16 protein-coding genes are annotated in these 18,595 nt (G+C 60.3%); 13 read left to right on the top strand and 3 right to left on the bottom strand.

What is annotated here, in order from left to right; translation table 11 throughout:
- The first annotated feature begins 55 nt into the window (after positions 1 to 55).
- The 3 genes from ACTNDJ_RS03100 (at position 56) to ACTNDJ_RS03090 (ending at position 5,082) form a co-directional block, all read left to right on the top strand.
- Complete coding sequence (locus tag ACTNDJ_RS03100; protein WP_441083294.1) at positions 56 to 2,932, top strand: ATP-dependent helicase; 2,877 nt, start codon at positions 56 to 58, stop codon at positions 2,930 to 2,932.
- A gap of 372 nt (positions 2,933 to 3,304) precedes the next feature.
- Positions 3,305 to 4,327 (top strand): hypothetical protein, encoded by a 1,023-nt coding sequence (locus ACTNDJ_RS03095; protein WP_441083293.1) that lies wholly within the window; start codon positions 3,305 to 3,307, stop codon positions 4,325 to 4,327.
- Positions 4,315 to 5,082, top strand: a complete 768-nt coding sequence (locus ACTNDJ_RS03090; RefSeq protein ID WP_441083292.1) for a hypothetical protein — start codon at positions 4,315 to 4,317, stop codon at positions 5,080 to 5,082. Before ACTNDJ_RS03095 ends, ACTNDJ_RS03090 begins: the two co-directional genes overlap by 13 nt.
- A gap of 206 nt (positions 5,083 to 5,288) precedes the next feature.
- Here the strand turns inward: ACTNDJ_RS03090 and manA are convergent, their stop codons facing one another.
- Both manA and ACTNDJ_RS03080 read right to left on the bottom strand, forming a co-directional pair.
- Positions 5,289 to 6,221, bottom strand: a complete 933-nt coding sequence (manA, locus tag ACTNDJ_RS03085; protein ID WP_441083291.1) for a mannose-6-phosphate isomerase, class I — start codon at positions 6,219 to 6,221, stop codon at positions 5,289 to 5,291.
- A gap of 72 nt (positions 6,222 to 6,293) precedes the next feature.
- Positions 6,294 to 7,013 carry a GntR family transcriptional regulator gene (locus tag ACTNDJ_RS03080; protein WP_154515044.1) on the bottom strand — a complete coding sequence of 240 codons (720 nt, stop codon included), beginning with the start codon at positions 7,011 to 7,013 and terminating at the stop codon, positions 6,294 to 6,296.
- Positions 7,014 to 7,352: 339 nt separating this feature from the next.
- Here ACTNDJ_RS03080 and ACTNDJ_RS03075 point away from each other — a divergent pair, with 339 nt between their 5' ends.
- The 3 genes from ACTNDJ_RS03075 to nhaA all read left to right on the top strand — a co-directional run bounded on the left by ACTNDJ_RS03075 (position 7,353) and on the right by nhaA (position 11,018).
- Complete coding sequence (locus tag ACTNDJ_RS03075) at positions 7,353 to 8,306, top strand: ROK family protein (RefSeq protein WP_441083290.1); 954 nt, start codon at positions 7,353 to 7,355, stop codon at positions 8,304 to 8,306.
- Positions 8,307 to 8,472: 166 nt separating this feature from the next.
- Positions 8,473 to 9,396 (top strand): manganese-dependent inorganic pyrophosphatase, encoded by a 924-nt coding sequence (locus ACTNDJ_RS03070; protein ID WP_441031330.1) that lies wholly within the window; start codon positions 8,473 to 8,475, stop codon positions 9,394 to 9,396.
- 263 nt (positions 9,397 to 9,659) lie between these two features.
- A complete protein-coding gene (nhaA, locus tag ACTNDJ_RS03065) occupies positions 9,660 to 11,018 on the top strand; it encodes a Na+/H+ antiporter NhaA (RefSeq protein WP_154515038.1) in 1,359 nt (452 codons plus the stop codon).
- A gap of 100 nt (positions 11,019 to 11,118) precedes the next feature.
- Here the strand turns inward: nhaA and ACTNDJ_RS03060 are convergent, their stop codons facing one another.
- Positions 11,119 to 11,373: a hypothetical protein gene (locus tag ACTNDJ_RS03060; RefSeq protein ID WP_154515036.1), complete on the bottom strand. Its 255-nt coding sequence runs from the start codon at positions 11,371 to 11,373 to the stop codon at positions 11,119 to 11,121.
- Positions 11,374 to 11,531: 158 nt separating this feature from the next.
- Here ACTNDJ_RS03060 and ACTNDJ_RS03055 point away from each other — a divergent pair, with 158 nt between their 5' ends.
- From ACTNDJ_RS03055 to ACTNDJ_RS03025, 7 genes are all read left to right on the top strand, one after another.
- Entirely contained in the window at positions 11,532 to 12,836 is a 1,305-nt protein-coding gene (locus ACTNDJ_RS03055; RefSeq protein WP_441083289.1) for an aminotransferase class I/II-fold pyridoxal phosphate-dependent enzyme, read from the top strand.
- A gap of 66 nt (positions 12,837 to 12,902) precedes the next feature.
- Positions 12,903 to 13,217 carry an STAS domain-containing protein gene (locus ACTNDJ_RS03050; RefSeq protein ID WP_152068467.1) on the top strand — a complete coding sequence of 105 codons (315 nt, stop codon included), beginning with the start codon at positions 12,903 to 12,905 and terminating at the stop codon, positions 13,215 to 13,217.
- A gap of 153 nt (positions 13,218 to 13,370) precedes the next feature.
- Positions 13,371 to 13,943 carry a twin-arginine translocase TatA/TatE family subunit gene (locus tag ACTNDJ_RS03045; RefSeq protein WP_427718929.1) on the top strand — a complete coding sequence of 191 codons (573 nt, stop codon included), beginning with the start codon at positions 13,371 to 13,373 and terminating at the stop codon, positions 13,941 to 13,943.
- A complete protein-coding gene (tatC, locus tag ACTNDJ_RS03040) occupies positions 13,943 to 14,737 on the top strand; it encodes a twin-arginine translocase subunit TatC (RefSeq protein ID WP_193221504.1) in 795 nt (264 codons plus the stop codon). The genes ACTNDJ_RS03045 and tatC overlap by 1 nt, the downstream gene beginning before the upstream one ends.
- 6 nt (positions 14,738 to 14,743) lie before the next feature.
- Positions 14,744 to 15,100: a hydrogenase maturation nickel metallochaperone HypA gene (gene hypA / locus ACTNDJ_RS03035; RefSeq protein WP_152068469.1), complete on the top strand. Its 357-nt coding sequence runs from the start codon at positions 14,744 to 14,746 to the stop codon at positions 15,098 to 15,100.
- A gap of 54 nt (positions 15,101 to 15,154) precedes the next feature.
- Positions 15,155 to 15,838: a hydrogenase nickel incorporation protein HypB gene (hypB, locus tag ACTNDJ_RS03030; protein WP_441083288.1), complete on the top strand. Its 684-nt coding sequence runs from the start codon at positions 15,155 to 15,157 to the stop codon at positions 15,836 to 15,838.
- Between the two features lie 54 nt (positions 15,839 to 15,892).
- Positions 15,893 to 18,466, top strand: a complete 2,574-nt coding sequence (locus tag ACTNDJ_RS03025) for a DNA topoisomerase I (protein WP_441083287.1) — start codon at positions 15,893 to 15,895, stop codon at positions 18,464 to 18,466.
- Positions 18,467 to 18,595 lie beyond the last annotated feature (129 nt).

Below are 18,595 nucleotides of genomic sequence, written 5' to 3'. Positions count from 1 at the left end.
GCTCAAACTATGGCGCCGCCCGCAGGCGCGCCGTCCGTCAGATGAGGAGTCGCCCATGACCCAGCCCTTGCCCTGGGAAAAGAACGCCGCAGTACCCGTGCCGCTCGATGCATACACCGCCCCCGCTGCGCCGGAGCCCGAGCTCGTTCCGCTCGACATCTACGACGCTCCCGCGTCGGCACCCAAGCCCGTCAAGCCGCTCGTCGACATCGACAGCCTTAATCCCGCCCAGCGCGAGGCCGTCCTGACCACCGAGGGCCCGTTGCTGGTCCTCGCCGGCGCAGGCTCGGGCAAGACTCGCGTCCTGACCTTCCGCATCGCGCATATGCTCGGCGACCTGGGTGTTAAGCCTTGGCAGGTTCTTGCCATCACGTTTACCAACAAAGCCGCGGCCGAGATGCGCGAGCGTCTGACGGCGCTCATTCCCAGCGGTACCCGCGGCATGTGGGTGTGCACCTTCCACGCCATGTGCGTGCGCATGCTGCGCGAGGACGCCGACCTGCTGGGTTACACCGGTCAGTTTACCATCTACGATGACGATGACTCAAAGCGCATGGTGCGTGACATTATGCAGGCGCTCGGCATCGAGCAAAAGCAGTTCCCCATCAACATGATTCGCAGCAAGATCAGTTCGGCCAAAAACGCCATAATCGGCCCCGAGGACATGCTCAAATCCGCCGATAGCCCCAACGACAAAAAGGCCGCGCAGGTCTACCTGGAGCTGGAGCGCCGCCTGCGCGCCGCCAACGCGATGGACTTCGACGATTTGCTCGTGCGCACACTCGAACTGCTGCGCACCCGCCCCGAGGTGCTCGACAAGTACCAGGAGCGCTTCCGCTACATTAGCGTCGACGAGTATCAGGACACCAACCACGTCCAGTACGAAATCGCCAACCTTCTGGCCGCCAAGTACCAAAACCTCATGGTTGTGGGCGACGATGACCAGTCCATTTACAGCTGGCGTGGCGCCGACATCACCAACATCTTGGACTTTGAGCAGGACTTTAAAAACTGCAAGACCGTTAAGCTCGAGCAGAACTACCGCTCTACGGGCCATATCCTAAATGCCGCCAACGCCGTGGTGCGCCACAACTCGCAGCGCAAGGACAAGCGCCTGTTTACGGCTGAGGGCGATGGCGAGAAGATTCAGGCCTTCCAGGCGAGCGACGAGCGCGACGAGGGTCGCTGGATTGCCGGTGAGATCGAGAAACTGCATGCCAAAGGCACGAGCTACGACGACATCGCCGTGTTTTATCGCACCAACGCCCAGTCGCGTATTCTCGAAGATATGTTTCTGCGCGCGGGCGTGCCCTACAAGATCGTGGGCGGCACTCGATTCTTCGACCGTGCCGAGATTCGCGACGTCATGGCCTACCTCAAGATGATCGTGAACCCGGCCGACGAGATGAGCGTCAAGCGCGTCATCAACACACCGCGCCGCGGCATTGGCTCCACCTCAATCCAAAAGATCGAGCAGCTGGCACGCGACAACCGTTGCTCGTTCTTCCAGGCTTGCGAGATTGCGTGCGCCGAAACCGGCATGTTTAGCGCCAAGGTGCGCAACGGCCTGTCGAGCTTTGTCTCACTGGTGCGCGAGGGCCGCCGCATGGACGGCGAGCTCAAGGACGTTGTCGAGATGATCGTCGATAAGACGGGCCTGCTGCAGGCGTTTCGCGCCGAGGGCACCATGGAATCTGAGAGCCGCGCCGAGAACATCCAGGAATTTCTGGGCGTTGCGGCGGAATTTGAGGAGACGCACGAGGATATCGAGGGTACGCTCGAGAGCCTAGAAGAGCTGCGCGCAGCCGGTGTTGCCGACGTGCCTGCCGGCGCCGAGCCCGTCGTGGTGAGCGTGTCTGCGCCCGAACCGGGGCCATCTGTCCCGGCATCCTCGTTTGAGGCACTCGTCGGCGCACGCGATGCCGCAGGTTCCAATCCGCTCGATGGCTTGGCCGCTCCGGCGCTGTCTCCGCAGGATGCCCTGGCCGCCGCCATCGCAGGCAACGCGTATGCCGCGCCGACGGAGCTGTCGGCGGGTGCCGTGCATGCCGGCGAGATCGAGCGTACCTACGGTCCGCTCACCTGTAAGGCGCTGCCGGCACTCATGGAGTGGCTGGCCTTGCGCTCCGACTTGGATTCCCTGGCCGGCGAGACGCATGCCATTACCATGATGACCATCCACTCCGCCAAGGGCCTGGAGTTTCCGGCGGTGTTCGTGGCCGGCATGGAGGAGGGTATCTTTCCGCACGTGCACGACTTTGGCGGCAGCGATGATCCGGGCAAGCTCGAGGAGGAGCGTCGCCTGGCCTACGTCGCCATCACGCGTGCCCGTAAGCGCCTGTTCTTGACCTATGCGGCCACGCGTCGCACTTACGGTTCGACCTCCGCCAACCCGCGTTCGCGCTTTCTCAACGAGATTCCGTTTGAGGATATCGAGTTTAGCGGTATCGGTTCTGCCGGTTTTGAGGGCACGGGCTGGGAGAAACGCGGCGACCGTCGCGGCACCTTTGGCTCGGGCATGGGTTCGGATATGTATGGCGGCAAGGTGTTCGGTTCGCATACGCGCTCGACCGGCGGTTCCGGTTCGCGCGGCGGATCGAGCTTCGACGATTTCTTTGGCGGCAGCAGCTACGGGACCGAGCGCCATCGTGGGGTCTCGCCCGACGCCGGTCGCGTTGCCTCGACCTTTGGCTCGGGCGCACCGCGAGCCAAAAAGCCGTCGTCTAAGGTGTCCCCGACAGTGGAGCGCAAGGTCGATCGCGCCAGCGCGTCGCAGGACTTTGCCGCGGGCGATACCGTGAGTCATAAGACCTTTGGCACGGGTACCGTGATCTCGGTCGCTGGAGACATGATCGAGGTCCAATTCGAAAAGACCGGCCAGACCAAAAAGCTTATGAAGGGCTTTGCTCCAATCGTCAAGCTAAATGCCTAACTGCGAGGTTGACCGGGCGCGCCGGGGGCTTTGGTCGCCTGCTCGGACAGTCCTGCTCGCACGGAGAGCACATTAAGTGCTCTCCGGCTCGTGCGGAACTCGCGATCGACCAAAGCCCCCGGCGCGCCCTCTTCCTTGTGGCGTTTTAGCTTGTAGCTTGCGAACGTTGCTCTGCTCGTTCGTTTTTTGATCTGGAGAACCGGGTGGGCTGATAGATAGATACGAGTAGGGGCTCTTCCGTACATGGTCGGGAGAGCCCCTTATTACGTTTCGGATTGTTTCTTATGACTTTGGGGATTGAGCGTTTTATACGATTCAGTATAATTTTAGATAGATACTAAAATGTAACTGAAATGAAAATGGTGAGTGGACATGCTGCTAAATTGTCTCCCAAAAAGGCTCTTCTCTTTAGAGCTCGCCATCGACCCGGAGCCAGTTGAGATGCAGATTCCTCGCATGTATCTTGAGCGGTATTCGCTTCGCTTGGCACGGCTTGGCATGTCTGAGCAGGGCCGTTTTATTGTTGCGGAACCAAAAGAACCGCCCAGTGTCATTTCGGCGCGAAATCTCGTCAATGCAGTGCGCAAGATAGATGCTCGCCCGGTGGCAATTTGCTGGGATGCTATGGATTTAGGCTTTATGCACGCGCTTTCTTCGGAGGGGATCGCATATATCCGAGATGAGCGAAATGCGTTTTTGCCGTTTATCGGAGCCGTTATTTCCGGTGAGGTGCTGGGTGCTTCTCCCGCTGCTCCGCTTTCGCCCCAATCTCAACGAATCGTCCTAAATCTCATCGCGGGACGATGGGTTGACTGCTCCGCCGGCGACCTAGCGCGTCTGTGTGGCAAAAGCGCGGCAAGCGTCAGCGGCTATCTTTCGGAAATCGCCGCTATTGCTCCTGGGTTGATTATGCGGGACGGCAAAAAGCGTATATTGTGCGATGCCGGGTTGTCGACCGAGACGCTGCTGGATGGGTTTGAGGACTATCTTCGCACGCCAGTTTTAGAGCGAATCCGGCTCAAGAAGGTTATCGAGAGAACAGAGCTACGTGCCGTTGACGCGCTGCTTTCCGGTATGTCTGCCCTTAGCTATATGTCTGACCTTGCTCATGAAGGCTCTGCTCCAACCATTGCTCTCGAAAAGAATCAGCTAGAGGACCTAAAAGAGCACATGGGTGACAGATGGCTGGAGGCCCAGTGGTACGAACCGGCTGCTGTCGAGATTGAGGTCTGGTCGTATCCCGTGGACGAGCCGTCCGATGTTAGTTTTGACACGACAGGTTTGCAATGTGTCGACCCGTTCTCCTTATACGTTGCCTTCGCAAAAGAGGATTACAAAGATGACCGTCTGCTCGATGCGGTCGAACAGCTCAGGAGGACGATATGCCAAAAGTGAGGGGGATAGAGCGATTTGCCGACGCCATGAGCAGCTGCAAAGGTGGTTACGTCCTTATTGGTGGAGGGGCCTGCAGCGTTCTATTTGACAGCGAAGGTGATTCATTCAGGGCTACCGAAGATTTGGATGTCGTCGTAATTGTTGATGGGGAAGGCGTTGAATTTGCCACTGCGTTGTGGGCGTTTATCAAAGCAGCTGGATACGAGATTGGAAAGGTCGGCGATGGAAAGTGCACTTACTATCGGCTCTGCTTGCCCAAAGGATCAAAGCGGGCCCTAGACTATCCCGGTCAAATTGAGCTATTTGCCCGACATCCTGATTTTGTGCTCGAAGACGAAACGAGCGAAGTGGCACCTCTTTCCTTTGACGGGGCCGTATCAAGTCTCTCGGCAATTATCCTCGACGATGGCTACTACGAATTTATTCGCGACAACGCAACGAACGTAGAGGGCATTACGTTGCTCGATGCACTCCATATCATTCCCCTCAAGATGCGTGCGCACATTGATATCAACAGAAGTTATGAAGAGGGACGTCGTTGCAACAACATTGATCGGCGGAAGCACCGTTCGGATGTTGCTCGACTTGCTGACTTGTTGTCGCCTTCGGCGCGTTTGGAGCTAACGGGGCAAATGAGGGTTGATGCGGAGGATTTTCTTACGGACTTTGCTTCGTATGTAAATCGGCAGACCAACCGTAAGGAAAGAGTGCGGCTTCAGGACACGCTATCGTTTCTCGAAAAGGTCTACCTATAGGCACCTTGAGCCGTTATGTATAGCAGGGGCTCCTCCGTTGATGAACGGGGGAGCCCCTTGTTGCTTTTTGATTGTCGTTACTAGCCAGAGGCTCGCCGGGATGGGGCGCGGGGTTTGGTCGATCGCGAGTTCCGTGCGAGCAGGACTGTCCGAGCAGGCGACCAAACCCCGCGCCCCATCCCGGCGAGCGCTCGGGGACCGGTAACTTACAGGTGCGAGACGATCAGTTCCATCTGGCCTTCGAGGTCGATGGAGCTGACGGTGCTGGGTGCCAGCAGATGGCTTCCCTTGTGGACGGGGTCGCCGCAGATGGTGCCTTCGCCGTCGATGACCGACAGGCACATGAAGGGCCAGCGCTGCTCCAAGGTCTTGCTGCCGTCGACGCGTACGCGATCGACGGTGTAGCAGGAGTTAGACTCGAGCTCGGTTACGCCGTTCACCTCGGGTGCGGCCACCGTGCCGTCGGTCGGAGCCTGAGCATCAAAGTCGATGCAGTCGAGGCTCTGCTCAATGTGCAGCGGACGCAGCTTGCCGTCGGTGCCGGGACGGTCGTAGTCGTACAGGCGATATGTCACGTCGCTTGACTGCTGCGTCTCCAAAATGAGCGTGCCGGTCTTGATGGCGTGTACGGTACCGGAATCAATCTGGAAAAAGTCGCCCTTGTGGATCGGCAGCACGTTGAGCATGTCGTCCCAACGGCCGTCCTCGATCATCTGCGCGGCCTCGGCGCGGTCATGCGCGCGCTGGCCGACGATGATCGTGGCGCCGGGCTCGCAGTCCAGCACATACCAGCACTCGGTTTTGCCCAGGCTGCCGTTCTCGTGCTTGGCGGCGTACTCGTCGTTGGGATGAATCTGGATCGAAAGGTCGTCCTTGGCGTCCAGAATCTTAACGAGCAGCGGGAACTCCTTGCCCTCGCACCTGCCAAAGAGCTCGCGGTGCTCGGCCCACAGCCACGACAGCGTGTGGCCGGCATACGGGCCCTCCGCAATCTGGCAGTCGCCGTTGGGGTGGGCCGAGATGGCCCAACACTCACCGATGGGTCCATCGGGAATGTCGTAGCCAAATACGGTTTCGAGCTGGCGGCCGCCCCAGATCTTCTCGTGGAAGATCGGCGTCAGTTTAATCAAATCGGACATATTCATACCCCATTGTGTTGCGCGGGCGTTGCACAAACAACTCAAAACGAGCGCCCGCATGACTACAAAAACCTATGCCAACGTTACGTTGTGCAACTCAAAGCGGTCGCCAACGTTGCGCGAGACCGAATACTCAAAGGCCGCGCCGCTGTCCAAAAAGCCAATCTGGTTGAGCTCGAGCAGGGGAGAGCCAGGTTTGGTGTCCAGGCGCTCGGCTTCTTCCTCGGTTGCTGCCACGGCGCGAATGGTACGGTGGAAGCTCGAGATCTTCAGCCCACATTGCTCGCGGACAAAGCGGTAGACCGATCCGTACAGGTCCTTCTTTTTAAGGCCCGGAATCAGCTCGAGGGGCATGTAGGTGTACTCGATAACGATGGGCTTCTCATCGGCCTGACGCACGCGCACGATGTGATAGGCAAAGTCATCCTCGGCAATTCCCAGCTGGGCTGCGATGTCCGCTGGTGGATTAACAATCGAGAAATCGTAGACCACCGAGGTCACCTTCTCCCCGCGGTGCTCATACGAAAAGCCCTGGGCACGGTCGTTTTTGCCCTGGAAAAACGCTTGGCCGGGAAGCCCCGCCGTGTCCTTAACGTAGGTACCCGATCCACGACGGCTGGTAACAAGACCTTCCTCGGTGATTTGCTCGATAGCTCGTTTGACGGTGATTTTGGAAACGCTATAGAGTTCGCAGAACTCAACGACGGTGGGAAGCTTGTCGCCTGGTTTAAGAGCGCCATCCTCAATACTTCGACGAATATCTGCAGCTATCGCCTCGTATTTGGGAATCATGGAACCTCCTTTCCAACTTGATCGAGTATAAAAGAAAGTATACTCAACACCTAAGTATCCCTATTGAGTCATTGAAAAGTTCGATAGATATATTACTAAAAGTCGCTTTGCGCTAAAAATAAAAGCGCTCTAAATAAATATACATTCGAATAATGTCGTGTTGAGAAATCTAATCGGTCCGAGGACGGGGCCGAACCGATTTAGCGCCCAGCGAACCGAATCCTGTATTCTGCATTTCCCAAGATAAAACCTACCAAAACAAACCTGTCCCTTTTTGGTAGGTTTTGCCTTGGGAGCGGTACCATACAGACAATGTTTAAACGAGAAAGGCGGGCCCCTATGGAACCTAGGCAGTACTACATCGGCATCGACGTCGGCGGCACTTCGGTTAAGGAGGGCCTGTTCGACGGGGATGGCAACCTGCTTGCGAAGGTCAGCGTGCCCACGCCTCCCATCGTTGACGCTGCGGGCTTTGCCGCGGTGACCGAGGCTATCGACCAGGTGGTCGCCAAGGCACAGATTCCGCGCGCCTTTGTGGCGGGCATTGGCCTTGCTGTTCCGTGCCCCATTCCGGCAGCGGGCGATGCCAAGGTCAAGGCCAACATTGCCATTAACCTGCCCGAGTTGAAGATCGCCATTCAGGAGCACTGCCCCGATGCGGTCGTTAAGTACGAGAACGATGCCAACGCCGCTGCCATGGGCGAGGCTTGGCTCGGTTCTGCCAAGGACGTGCAGAATGTGGTGATGGTCACCATCGGTACCGGCGTGGGCGGCGGCGTTATCGTCAACGGCGATGTGGTGTCGGGTGTTGTGGGCGCCGGCGGCGAGATTGGCCATATGTGCCTGAATCCGGCTGAGGAGCGCACTTGCGGCTGCGGCGGTCATGGCCACCTGGAGCAGTATTCCAGCGCCACCGGCGTGGTGAGCAACTACCTTGCCGAGTGCAAGAAGGCGGGCGTCGAGCCCATCGAGCTCACCGGCCCCTCCGATTCCAAGGACGTGTTCCAAGCCTGCCGCGAGGGTGATAAGCTCGCGCTGGCCGCGGCCGATACCATGGCCGACTATCTCGGCCGCGCCCTGGCGCTTATTGCCAACGTGGTCGATCCCGAGATGTTCCTGATCGGCGGCGGCGCCTCCGCCTCGGCCGATGTCTACCTCGATAAGGTTCGCGAGTACTTCCAGCGCTACGCGCTTTCCGCCTCGCGCGAGACGCCCATTAAGGTTGCCTCGCTCGGAAACGACGCCGGCATCATCGGTTCTGCCTACGTAGCCCTGCGCGCTGCCGGTAAATAGCTGGTGCAAGGGGGCCAGGTTACTTTGCACCAACATGGTGCAAAAGGGACAGCCTTGGCCCCCATACCTGCCACAAAATATGCCGTGGCCCTTCCGTCCCCAAAGGCCAGCTGCCAGCGTGCTACCATAGCTACGTCTAAGTACACATACCAAGTGGAGGATACCCATGGCAAACGTTCTTGTCTTTGGTCACCAGAACCCCGATAACGACGCCATCATGAGCGCCGTCGTTCTGTCTCAGCTGCTCAACCAGGTTGAGTATGCCGGCAACACCTATGAGGTCTGCACTCTTGGTCAGCTTCCGGCAGAGTCCGCCAAGCTGCTCGCAGACGCCGGCATTGCCGAGCCCCGCGTGATTGAGTCCGTCGAGGCCGGCCAGCTTGTCGTTCTCACCGACCATAACGAGTCCGCCCAGTCCGTCGCCGGCCTTAAGGACGCCACGGTCTTTGGCGTCGTTGACCATCACCGCATCGGCGACTTTGAGAGCGCCGGCCCGCTGCACTACATCTGCCTGCCCTGGGGTTCCAGCTGCACCATCGTCACTAAGCTCGCCGGCGTGCTCGGCGTTGAGCTTTCCGACGTTCAGGCCAAGCTGCTGCTCTCGGCCATGATGACCGACACGCTCATGCTCAAGAGCCCCACCACCACCGATGTCGACCGCGCCGTCGCCGCCAAGCTCGGCGAGCAGGTGGGCGTCGACCCGGTCAAGTTTGGCATGGAGGTCTTCCTCACCCGTCCGTCCGGCTCCTTCACCGCAGCCGAGATGGTCGGCAACGACATCAAGATGTTCGAGCCCGCCGGCAAGAAGCTGCTCATCGGCCAGTACGAGACCGTCGACAAGAGCCGTGCGCTCGGCATGATCGACGAGATCCGCGAGGCCATGCGCGCCTACGCCGCCGAGAAGGGTGCCGACGGCATCGTCCTGTGCATCACCGACATCATGGAGGAGGGCTCGCAGGTCCTGCTCGAGGGCGAGACCGAGGCCGCTCAGAAGGGCCTGGGCATTGCCGACGAGCACGACGGCGTCTGGATGCCGGGCGTCCTCTCCCGTAAGAAGCAGGTCGCTGCCCCCATCATGGCCGCCTGCTAGGTTTTGTAACCTGCTACGACCGGACCGCGGACGCCCCGCGCTCCGGTCGTTTTTTGTGCGCGGGACCGCGTCCTCTATTGGACAGGGGCGCCCGTACCGTTGGGCAAATAATGTTCAACCTGTGGTTCCGCTTTTCGGCCACGCCTGCGTGCTTGTCGTGCAGGGTAGGCTAGATGCAAGCGTAATACGTTGGAGCGCGGTGCCGCCACTTGGGCGGGCCGTGCTTTTTTAAGACGGGAGCTTTCCCGTGAAAGGAGCCGCCCATGGCAGCAACTGAGCAGCTGTTCAACGTTCGTGAGCGCAAGCGCTTTGAACGTCATGACATCTGGGAGCGCATCGCCGAGAACGGCACGATTTCCGCCGCCGTCATGGTCATCGCCGCCATCGCCGCCGTTATCTGCGCCAACACCGATGTCTACGAGGCTATCCATCACTTTTTGGAGACCCCGCTGTATGTGGGTCTGGGCAACCTTACGGCTGGCCTCACCGTCGAGCTTTTCGTCAACGACTTTCTCATGGCGATCTTCTTTTTGTTGGTGGGCATTGAGCTTAAGTACGAGATGACGGTCGGCGAGCTCAAGAATCCGCGTCAGGCCATGCTTCCCATGCTGGCAGCCGTGGGCGGCGTCGTCGTTCCCGCCTGCATCTACCTGATCTTTAACCATGCCGGCGCCCGCAACGGTTGGGCCATCCCCATGGCAACCGATATTGCCTTTGCGCTGGGCGTGCTGTCGCTTTTGGGCAATCGCGTGCCCAACGGCGTGCGCGTGTTCTTCTCGACGCTTGCCATCGCCGACGACCTCATCTCCATCGCCGCCATCGCCATTTTCTACGGCCAGAGCCCCAGTCCGTTTTGGCTGGGTGCCGCTGCAGTTGTGACCTGCGCACTTGTGTGGCTCAACAAAACTCAGCATTATCGCCTTGCCCCGTACTCGGTGCTTGGTCTGCTGCTGTGGTTTTGCATGTTTAAGAGCGGCGTGCACGCCACGCTTGCCGGTGTCATCCTGGCCTTCACCATCCCGGCCAAGTGCGGTGTTAAGCTCGATAGCCTTACCGATTGGCTAGGCGAGTACCTGCCGTTGCTCGACGACCGTTACGACGACGAGGCGCACATCCTGGGCCAGCACGACTTTACCCTTTCGACCACCAAGGTCGAGCGTGTCATGCACCGTGTGACCCCGCCGCTCATCCGCATGGAGCGCCTGATCTCCACGCCGGTCAACTTTGTGATCCTGCCGATCTTTGCGTTTGTCAACGCGCAGGTTCGCCTTGTGGGCGTGGACATGAGCGTGCTGCTTACCGACCCGGTGACCCTCGGCGTGTACTTTGGCATGCTGCTGGGTAAGCCGATCGGTATCTTTGGCGTGACGTTTGCCCTGGTCAAGCTTAAGGCTTGCGAGCTGCCTCATAACGTTAACTGGCATATGATCGCCGGCGTGGGCATTTTGGGTGGCATCGGCTTTACCATGTCGATCCTCATCAGCGGCCTCGCCTTCCCGACGGCCCAGTTCGAGGTTCTGGCCGCCAAGGCCGCCATTCTTGCCGGTTCTGTTACCGCGGCCGTGCTGGGCATGATCTACATGAGCGTGGTCTGCAAGCACCCTTCGCCCAAGGACGAGTAGGAGCGCGAAAACCGGGGCCGGACATGCCCCGGATGCCCTCGTGTGAAAAAACGCCGTTTGTGAGCACTGTCACAAACGGCGTTTCATTTATTTGCCATTTTTATTCCACGGTGCCGTAGACGGCGCCCCAGCCGTGGGCGGCAAGGGCCGAGTTAAGCTGGTCGCAAAGCGATTGGCGGTCGTAGTGGCCGGGCGGCAAAAGATTCACGATTTCCATGAGATCGGGCGCCAGGTCCAAGATCTCCGCCTGAACGATTAGATCCAGGCGGTCAATGGCCTTACGGTCATAAAACAAGCCGTCGACCAGACGCTGCAGGTCTCCGAACTCCTCGGCTTGAAAAGAGCCGTATTCCATACTGCCTCCTTGGATGTGCCATGCGGCTATACGGGTCATACGGTGGATATCGTAATTCATTGCGATGGACTTAATCTATCACGGCTTCATACCGTTGCGGCGGTAGCGGTCTATACTTAGACAAACTGCAACGTCCCGCTTTGCGAAAGGTCGCACCCATGCAGACGATCTACCAGAAGATGGAAACCACCGAACTCGATGCCGCCATCGAGGCGCTCAAAGCCGAGGTTGCCGAGGTCAAGGCCAAGGGCCTGACGCTCGACATGGCGCGCGGCAAGCCGTCGCCCTCCCAGGTGGACATCTCGCGCCCCATGCTCGATATCCTCAATGCCGACGCCGATCTGCACGACGGTAACGTCGACTGCTCCAACTACGGCTGCTTTGAGGGCATCCCCTCGGCACGCAAGCTGGCGGGGGAGTTCCTGGGTTGCCCCGCCGATCAGACGCTCGTACTGGGTTCGTCGAGCCTTTTGATCGAGCACGATATCGCCGGTATGTTCTGGCGCTGCGGCTCGTGCGGCAGCGAGCCTTGGGAGGCTTATGAGGCCGCGCACGACGGTAAGAAGGTCAAGTTCCTGTGCCCGGTTCCCGGCTACGACCGTCATTTTGGCATCACCGCCGACCTGGGTATCGAGAACGTCCCCGTCGCGATGACCGGCAACGGCCCCGACATGGACGAGGTAGAGCGCCTGGTTGCCACCGACGACTCCATCAAGGGCATCTGGTGCGTGCCCAAGTATTCCAACCCCACGGGCATCACCTTTAGCGAGGACACCGTGCGCCGCTTGGTCGAGATGCCCACGGCCGCGCCCGATTTTCGCATCTTTTGGGACAACGCCTACTGCGTGCACGACCTGTACGACGAGACCGACGAGCTCGCCAACATCTTCGATCTTGCCCGCGCGGCGGGTACCGAGGACCGCGTGGTGGCATTCGCCTCGACGTCCAAGATTACCTTCCCGGGCGCGGGCATCGGCTTTATCGGTGCGAGTCCCGCGGTCATCGCGGAGTTCTCCAAGCGCCTGAAGGCCGGTCTTATCAGCGCCGACAAGCTCAACCAGCTACGCCACGTGCGCTTCCTTCCCACCATCGAGGCGGTCAAGGAGCACATGAAAAAGCATGCCGAGTTCTTGCGTCCGCGCTTTGAGGCCGTCGAGCGCAAGCTCACTGAGGGCCTGGGCGATACGGGTTGCGCTACTTGGACGCATCCCCGCGGCGGCTACTTTGTGAGCTTTGATGGCCCCGAGGGCTCGGCCCAAAAGGTCGCCGCGCTTTGCGCCGACCTGGGTGTCAAGCTCACGCCGGCAGGTGCCACCTGGCCTTATGGCAAGGATCCGCGCGACACCAACATCCGCATCGCGCCGAGTTATCCCACGGTCGAGGACCTGGAGGCCGCACTCGACGTGCTGGTGCTGGCCGTCAAGCTCGTCGCTGCCGAGCTTGCTCGTGCCGAGCGCGCCTAACGCGTAGGGCCCCGCAAATCCGCGTCCAGTACCATCCGCACTCTCGATACGCAAAGGAGCGTATACATGGATTTGGGAATTTCCACCAACCCCACGCCGGAGCTCTACACCATCAGGGTGACCGGTGAGATTGATATCTCTAACGCCGACAGCTTGCGTAACGCCATCGACTTGGCGCTCGAGCAGCCCACCGAGGCCGTTGAGCTCGACTTTGCCCAGGTGAGCTATATCGACTCGACAGGTATTGGCGTACTTGTGGGCGCCGCGCACCACGCAGCCGATCACGGCAAGCGGTTTGGCTGCGTCAACGTGCAGCCCCCGGTGATGCGCGTGGTTCAGTTGCTGGGTGTCGACCAGGAGATTTCAATTACGGCGGCATAAGCCCTGCCCCAAAAAGGGCGTGCCGTTTGGTATATGTTTGTGATGCGCTCGGATGTTTTGACGTCCGGGCGCTATACTTGACCGAATGAATAGACGAGTTCCGGCCGAATGGCGCGGTGCGGGCTCGACTCACATCGAGCCTTGGAGGTATGTGTGTTTGGTATTGGAGAGGGTGAGCTCGCGATCATCGTGGTCTTCGGCTTTTTGCTGTTTGGCCCGGATAAGCTCCCGCAGATGGGCCGCACGATCGGCCGTGCCATCCGTCAGTTCCGCGAGACGCAGGAAAAGATGACGGCTGTTGTTCAGTCCGAGATTATCGATCCGGTAAGCGAGGCCGCTTCGGCTCCGGTCAAGCCCAAGAAGGCTGCCGTCGATGACGATTCCGATGCGGACGAGGATGCCGTCGAGACGGCCGCGCCCGCAAAGAAGGAGACCTTTGCCGAGCGCCGTGCCCGCCTTGCCGCCGAGAAGGCCGCGAGTGAGGGTGCTGCCGAGGACGAAGGTGCTGCTGGTGAGGCTGAGGGCCCCGAGTCTGCCGCTGCCGCCGTCGAGCCCGAGCCTGCTGCAGAGCCGGAGCCCGAGCCCGAGCCGGCAGAGCCCACGACGGCTGACCTCTACGCCCGTCGTCCCCGCAAGCGCAAGGCCGTCGTCGACCAGCTCGCTCGCGAGCTCGAGGCCGAGGACGACGCCGCTGCCGCCCATGCCCCGAAGGGAGGCGATGAGTAATGCCTATCGGACCTGCGCGCATGCCGCTCTTCGATCATCTGGGTGAGCTCCGTCGCCGCCTGACCATCGTGGTCGTGTCAGTCTTTGCCGCCGCCATCGTGCTGTATTTCGCCACGCCCGTGGTGCTCGACATCCTGGAAGACCCCATCCGCTCCTTTGTGCCGGACGGTAAGTTCTACATCACCACCACGCTCGGCGGCTTTGGTCTGCGCTTTTCGCTGGCCCTCAAGATGGCCGTTGTCATGTGCACGCCTATGATCATTTGGCAGATTCTGGCGTTTTTCCTGCCGGCGCTTCGCCCCAACGAGCGCAAGTGGGTTGTGCCCACGGTGCTCGCCTCGACGGTGCTGTTCTTCCTGGGCGCAATCTTTTGCTACTTCATCATCATCCCTGCGGGCTTTGAGTGGCTCATCGGCGAAACCTCGGCCGTCGCTACGGCGCTGCCCGATCTGGAGAACTACGTCAACATGGAGCTGCTCTTTATGATCGGCTTTGGTGTGGCGTTTGAGCTGCCGCTCATCATCTTCTACCTTTCTGTCTTCCATATCGTGTCCTATGCGGCCTTCCGCGGTGCCTGGCGTTACGTATACGTTGGCCTGCTTGCGGGCTCGGCTGTGATTACGCCCGACGGCTCGCCCGTTACGCTGGGTCTCATGTATGGCGCCCTGCTCTCGCTCTACGAGATTTCGCTCGCCATCGCCCGCGTGGTCATTACCGCGCGCGATGGCAAGGAAGGCTTGTTTGTGAGCCGTCTGGATCTGTTCTCGAACGACGACGAGGACGACGAGGAGTAAATCCGTATGCACGAGGTTGGCATTGTCAACGGCATACTCGATACAGTGATTCGCGCGGCGCGTGGGGCGGGGGCCTCGCGCGCTGTTTTGGTAACGCTGCGCATTGGGGATATGACCGAAGTTGTGCGTGAGGCGCTCGACTTTGCGTGGGAGACGTTTCGCGACGAGGACATGCTCACGCGCGGCTGCGAGCTTGCCGTGGAGGAAGTCCATCCACAAAGCGAGTGCCTGGACTGCCGCGAGGTCTTTGAGCACGACCGCTTCCATTGCCGCTGCCCTCAGTGTGGCGGCACCAACGTGCGCCTGCTGCACGGCCGCGAGCTCGACATCGCCAGCATCGAGATTGAAACCCCCGACAATTAACCAGCCTGCCATTTGGGGACGGGGTATAAATGGTAGAAGTAAGGAGTGCCGAGTATGGCCGAGAAAACTATTGATATCGCATCGCCAATTCTGTCGCGCAATGAGCGCCTGGCAGATCAGCTGCGCCAGCGATTCAAAGAGACAGGCACCTATGTGATCAATGTGCTGTCGAGTCCCGGCTCTGGTAAGACCACCACGATTCTGGGCACCAACGAGCGCCTGCGCGACAAAGCCGGCCTGCGCTGTGCCGTCATCGAGGGCGATATCGCCTCGGATGTCGACGCCATCACCATGAAGGAAGCCGGCATGCCCGCCATTCAGATCAACACGGGCGGTCTGTGCCACCTCGAGGGCAACATGATCATGAAGGCCGTTGACGCGTTCGACCAGGCAGTGGGCCTTCAAAACATCGATGTTATCTTTATCGAAAACGTGGGCAATCTGGTCTGTCCGGTCGACTTTGACCTGGGCGAGAACCTGTCCATCATGATTCTCTCGGTGCCCGAGGGCGACGACAAGCCCATTAAGTACCCGGGCATCTTCCAGCACGCTAGCGCACAGCTGCTCAACAAGGTCGATGTGGCCCCGGCTTTCGATTTTGACATGGATAGGTATACTAAGACACTCGATGACCTCAATCCGCAGGCGCCGCGGTTTGCCGTGAGCGCACGCAAGGGCGAGGGCATGGATGCCTGGTGCGATTGGCTCATCGGGCAGATCGAACAAACAAGGGCGTAAGTCGGCCGTCGTACGTGCGGGCGCAGCCGCAGACACACGAGATAGGAGCCTCTTTTGAAGCTCATCATCGCCGAGAAAAACGACGCCGCGCGTCAGATTGCCGAGCGTCTTTCCACGGGCAAGCCCAAAAAGGACAAGGTGTACAACACCGCCATCTACCGTTTTGAGTGGAAGGGCGAGGAGTGCGTGACAATCGGCCTTGCCGGTCACATCCTTGCGCCCGATTTTTGCGACAGCGTGCTGTTCGATAAAAAGCTGGGTTGGTATTCGGTCACCGAGGACGGCGAGATGCTGCCGGCCGACATACCCGATGGCCTGGCGCGTCCGCCCTATGACACCAAGCGCAAACCGTTCCTTGCCGACGGTATCTCCATCAAAGGCTGGAAGCTCGAGAGCCTGCCCTACCTTACCTGGGCGCCCGTTATCAAGCTGCCGGCCGAGAAAGAACTCATTCGCTCGCTCAAGAACCTTGCCAAGAAGTCCGACAGCGTCATCATCGCTACGGACTTCGATCGCGAGGGCGAGCTGATTGGTTCGGACGCCCTCAACAAGGTGCGCGAGGTTGCGCCCGACTTGCCGGTTGCCCGCGCCCAGTATTCTTCGTTTACCAAGGCCGAGATCACGCAGGCCTTTGATAACCTCGTCTCGCTCGACCAGAACCTGGCCGATGCCGGCGAGAGCCGTCAGCACATCGACCTCATTTGGGGTGCGGTGCTCACGCGCTACCTGACGCTCGCCAAGTTTGGCGGCTTTGGCAACGTGCGTTCTGCCGGCCGCGTGCAGACCCCGACGCTCGCCTTGGTGGTCGAGCGCGAGCGCGAGCGCATGGCGTTTGTGCCCGAGGACTACTGGCAGATTCGCGGCATGGCTGCCGCGCAGGCTGCTGCCGAGGAGGACCGCTTTAAGATCGCGCACAAGACGGCGCGTTTTACCGACAAGGATGCTGCCGAGATGGCGTATGGTCACGTTGACGGTGCCAAGACGGCAACCGTTGCCGCGGTGACCAAGCGCTCGCGCAAGCAGCAGCCGCCCACGCCGTTTGCGACCACCTCGCTGCAGGCTGCCGCTGCGGCCGAGGGCATCTCGCCCGCACGCACCATGCGCATCGCCGAGTCCCTCTACATGGCGGGTCTTATCAGCTATCCGCGCGTCGATAACACCGTGTACCCCGCGACGCTCGATCTGGGCGCCGTGGTGAGTGACCTGGCAAAGATCAACCCGGCGCTGGCGCCCGTATGCAAAAAGGTGCTCGCCGGTCCCATGAAGCCCACGCGCGGCAAGGTCGAGACCACCGACCACCCGCCTATCTACCCCACGGGCGAGGGCGATCCGTCCATGCTCGACGGTGGCCAGCGCAAGCTCTACGACCTCATCGCTCGCCGCTTCCTGGCGACGCTTATGGGCCCCGCCACCATCGAGAACACCAAGCTCGAGCTCGACGTGAACGGCGAGCCGTTCGTGGCTTCGGGCGATGTGCTCGTGACCCCGGGTTTCCGCGAGGCATACCCGTACGGACTCAAGCGCGACGAGCAGATGCCGCCGCTGGAGCAGGGCGACATGGTCGACGTATTCGACATTAAGCTCGAGGCCAAACAGACCGAGCCGCCCGCGCGCTACAGCCAGGGCAAGCTCGTGCAGGAGATGGAAAAGCGCGGCCTGGGCACCAAGTCCACGCGCGCGAGCATCATCGAGCGCCTGTACGCCGTGCGCTACCTCAAAAACGATCCCGTGGAGCCGAGTCAGCTGGGTATCGCCATCATCGATGCACTGTCGCAGTTTGCCCCGCGCATCACGAGCCCCGATATGACCAGCGAGCTCGACGGCGACATGACCCGCGTGGAGCGCGGCGAAGATACCGAAGAGCATGTCGTGACGCACTCGCGCGCGCTGCTGGCCGGCGTGCTCGATGAGCTGCTCAAGCATACGCAGGAGCTGGGCGACGCCATCAGCGATGCCGTCACGGCCGATGCGCGCGTGGGCGCCTGCCCCAAGTGCGGCAAGGATCTGGTCATGAAGACGAGCGCCAAGACCCGCGGCAGCTTTATCGGCTGCATGGGCTGGCCCGACTGCGACGTGACCTATCCGGTGCCGAGCGGCGTCAAGGTGAGCCCGCTCGAGGGCGAGGCTGCCGTGTGTCCCGAATGCGGCGCACCGCGCATTAAGTGCCAGCCGTTCCGCCAGAAGGCTTTCGAGATCTGCGTGAACCCCACGTGTCCCACCAATTACGAGCCCGACCTTAAGGTGGGCGAGTGCAAGGTGTGCGCCGAGGCCGGACGCCATGGCGATCTGATTGCGCACAAGAGCGAGAAGAGCGGCAAGCGCTTTATCCGCTGCACCAACTATGACGATTGCGGCGTGAGCTATCCGCTGCCGGCGCGTGGCAAACTCGAGGCGACGGGCGAGACCTGTCCCGAGTGCGGCGCTCCCATCGTGGTGGTCAGCACGGCGCGCGGTCCGTGGCGCATCTGCGTCAACATGGACTGCCCGACCAAGGAGAAGAAGCCCGCCCGCGGCCGCAAGACGACGACCAAGGCGAGTACGGCGAAGAAGACCACGGCGAAAAAGACGACTGCCAAGAAGGCTGCCGCGAAAAAGACGACCACAAAGAAGGCGGCCGCCAGCAAGTAGCGGCGCAGCCGAAACATTGCCCAAAACAAAAACGAGCGAGGGTCCCATGATCCTCGCTCGTTTTTTGTTCGGCAGTTAGGGACGTTCCTTTTCTACCGGCAGTTTAGGAACGTCCCTAACTGCCAGCTC

It is taken from the genome of Collinsella sp. HCP3S3_D1 (genome assembly GCF_052064015.1).
In the GTDB taxonomy this organism is placed as follows: domain Bacteria; phylum Actinomycetota; class Coriobacteriia; order Coriobacteriales; family Coriobacteriaceae; genus Collinsella.
The sequence above is the reverse complement of the archived record's forward strand: the minus strand, read 5'-3'. Positions and strand labels throughout refer to the sequence as shown.

Bases quoted from the DNA above. Each gene is read 5' to 3' on its own strand.
- ACTNDJ_RS03100 (WP_441083294.1), top strand. From the start codon at position 56: ATGACCCAGCCCTTGCCCTGGGAAAAGAACGCCGCAGTACCCGTGCCG.
- ACTNDJ_RS03095 (WP_441083293.1), top strand. From the start codon at position 3,305: ATGCTGCTAAATTGTCTCCCAAAAAGGCTCTTCTCTTTAGAGCTCGCC.
- ACTNDJ_RS03090 (WP_441083292.1), top strand. From the start codon at position 4,315: ATGCCAAAAGTGAGGGGGATAGAGCGATTTGCCGACGCCATGAGCAGC.
- manA (WP_441083291.1), bottom strand. From the start codon at position 6,221: ATGTCCGATTTGATTAAACTGACGCCGATCTTCCACGAGAAGATCTGG.
- ACTNDJ_RS03080 (WP_154515044.1), bottom strand. From the start codon at position 7,013: ATGATTCCCAAATACGAGGCGATAGCTGCAGATATTCGTCGAAGTATT.
- ACTNDJ_RS03075 (WP_441083290.1), top strand. From the start codon at position 7,353: ATGGAACCTAGGCAGTACTACATCGGCATCGACGTCGGCGGCACTTCG.
- ACTNDJ_RS03070 (WP_441031330.1), top strand. From the start codon at position 8,473: ATGGCAAACGTTCTTGTCTTTGGTCACCAGAACCCCGATAACGACGCC.
- nhaA (WP_154515038.1), top strand. From the start codon at position 9,660: ATGGCAGCAACTGAGCAGCTGTTCAACGTTCGTGAGCGCAAGCGCTTT.
- ACTNDJ_RS03060 (WP_154515036.1), bottom strand. From the start codon at position 11,373: ATGGAATACGGCTCTTTTCAAGCCGAGGAGTTCGGAGACCTGCAGCGT.
- ACTNDJ_RS03055 (WP_441083289.1), top strand. From the start codon at position 11,532: ATGCAGACGATCTACCAGAAGATGGAAACCACCGAACTCGATGCCGCC.
- ACTNDJ_RS03050 (WP_152068467.1), top strand. From the start codon at position 12,903: ATGGATTTGGGAATTTCCACCAACCCCACGCCGGAGCTCTACACCATC.
- tatC (WP_193221504.1), top strand. From the start codon at position 13,943: ATGCCTATCGGACCTGCGCGCATGCCGCTCTTCGATCATCTGGGTGAG.
- hypA (WP_152068469.1), top strand. From the start codon at position 14,744: ATGCACGAGGTTGGCATTGTCAACGGCATACTCGATACAGTGATTCGC.
- hypB (WP_441083288.1), top strand. From the start codon at position 15,155: ATGGCCGAGAAAACTATTGATATCGCATCGCCAATTCTGTCGCGCAAT.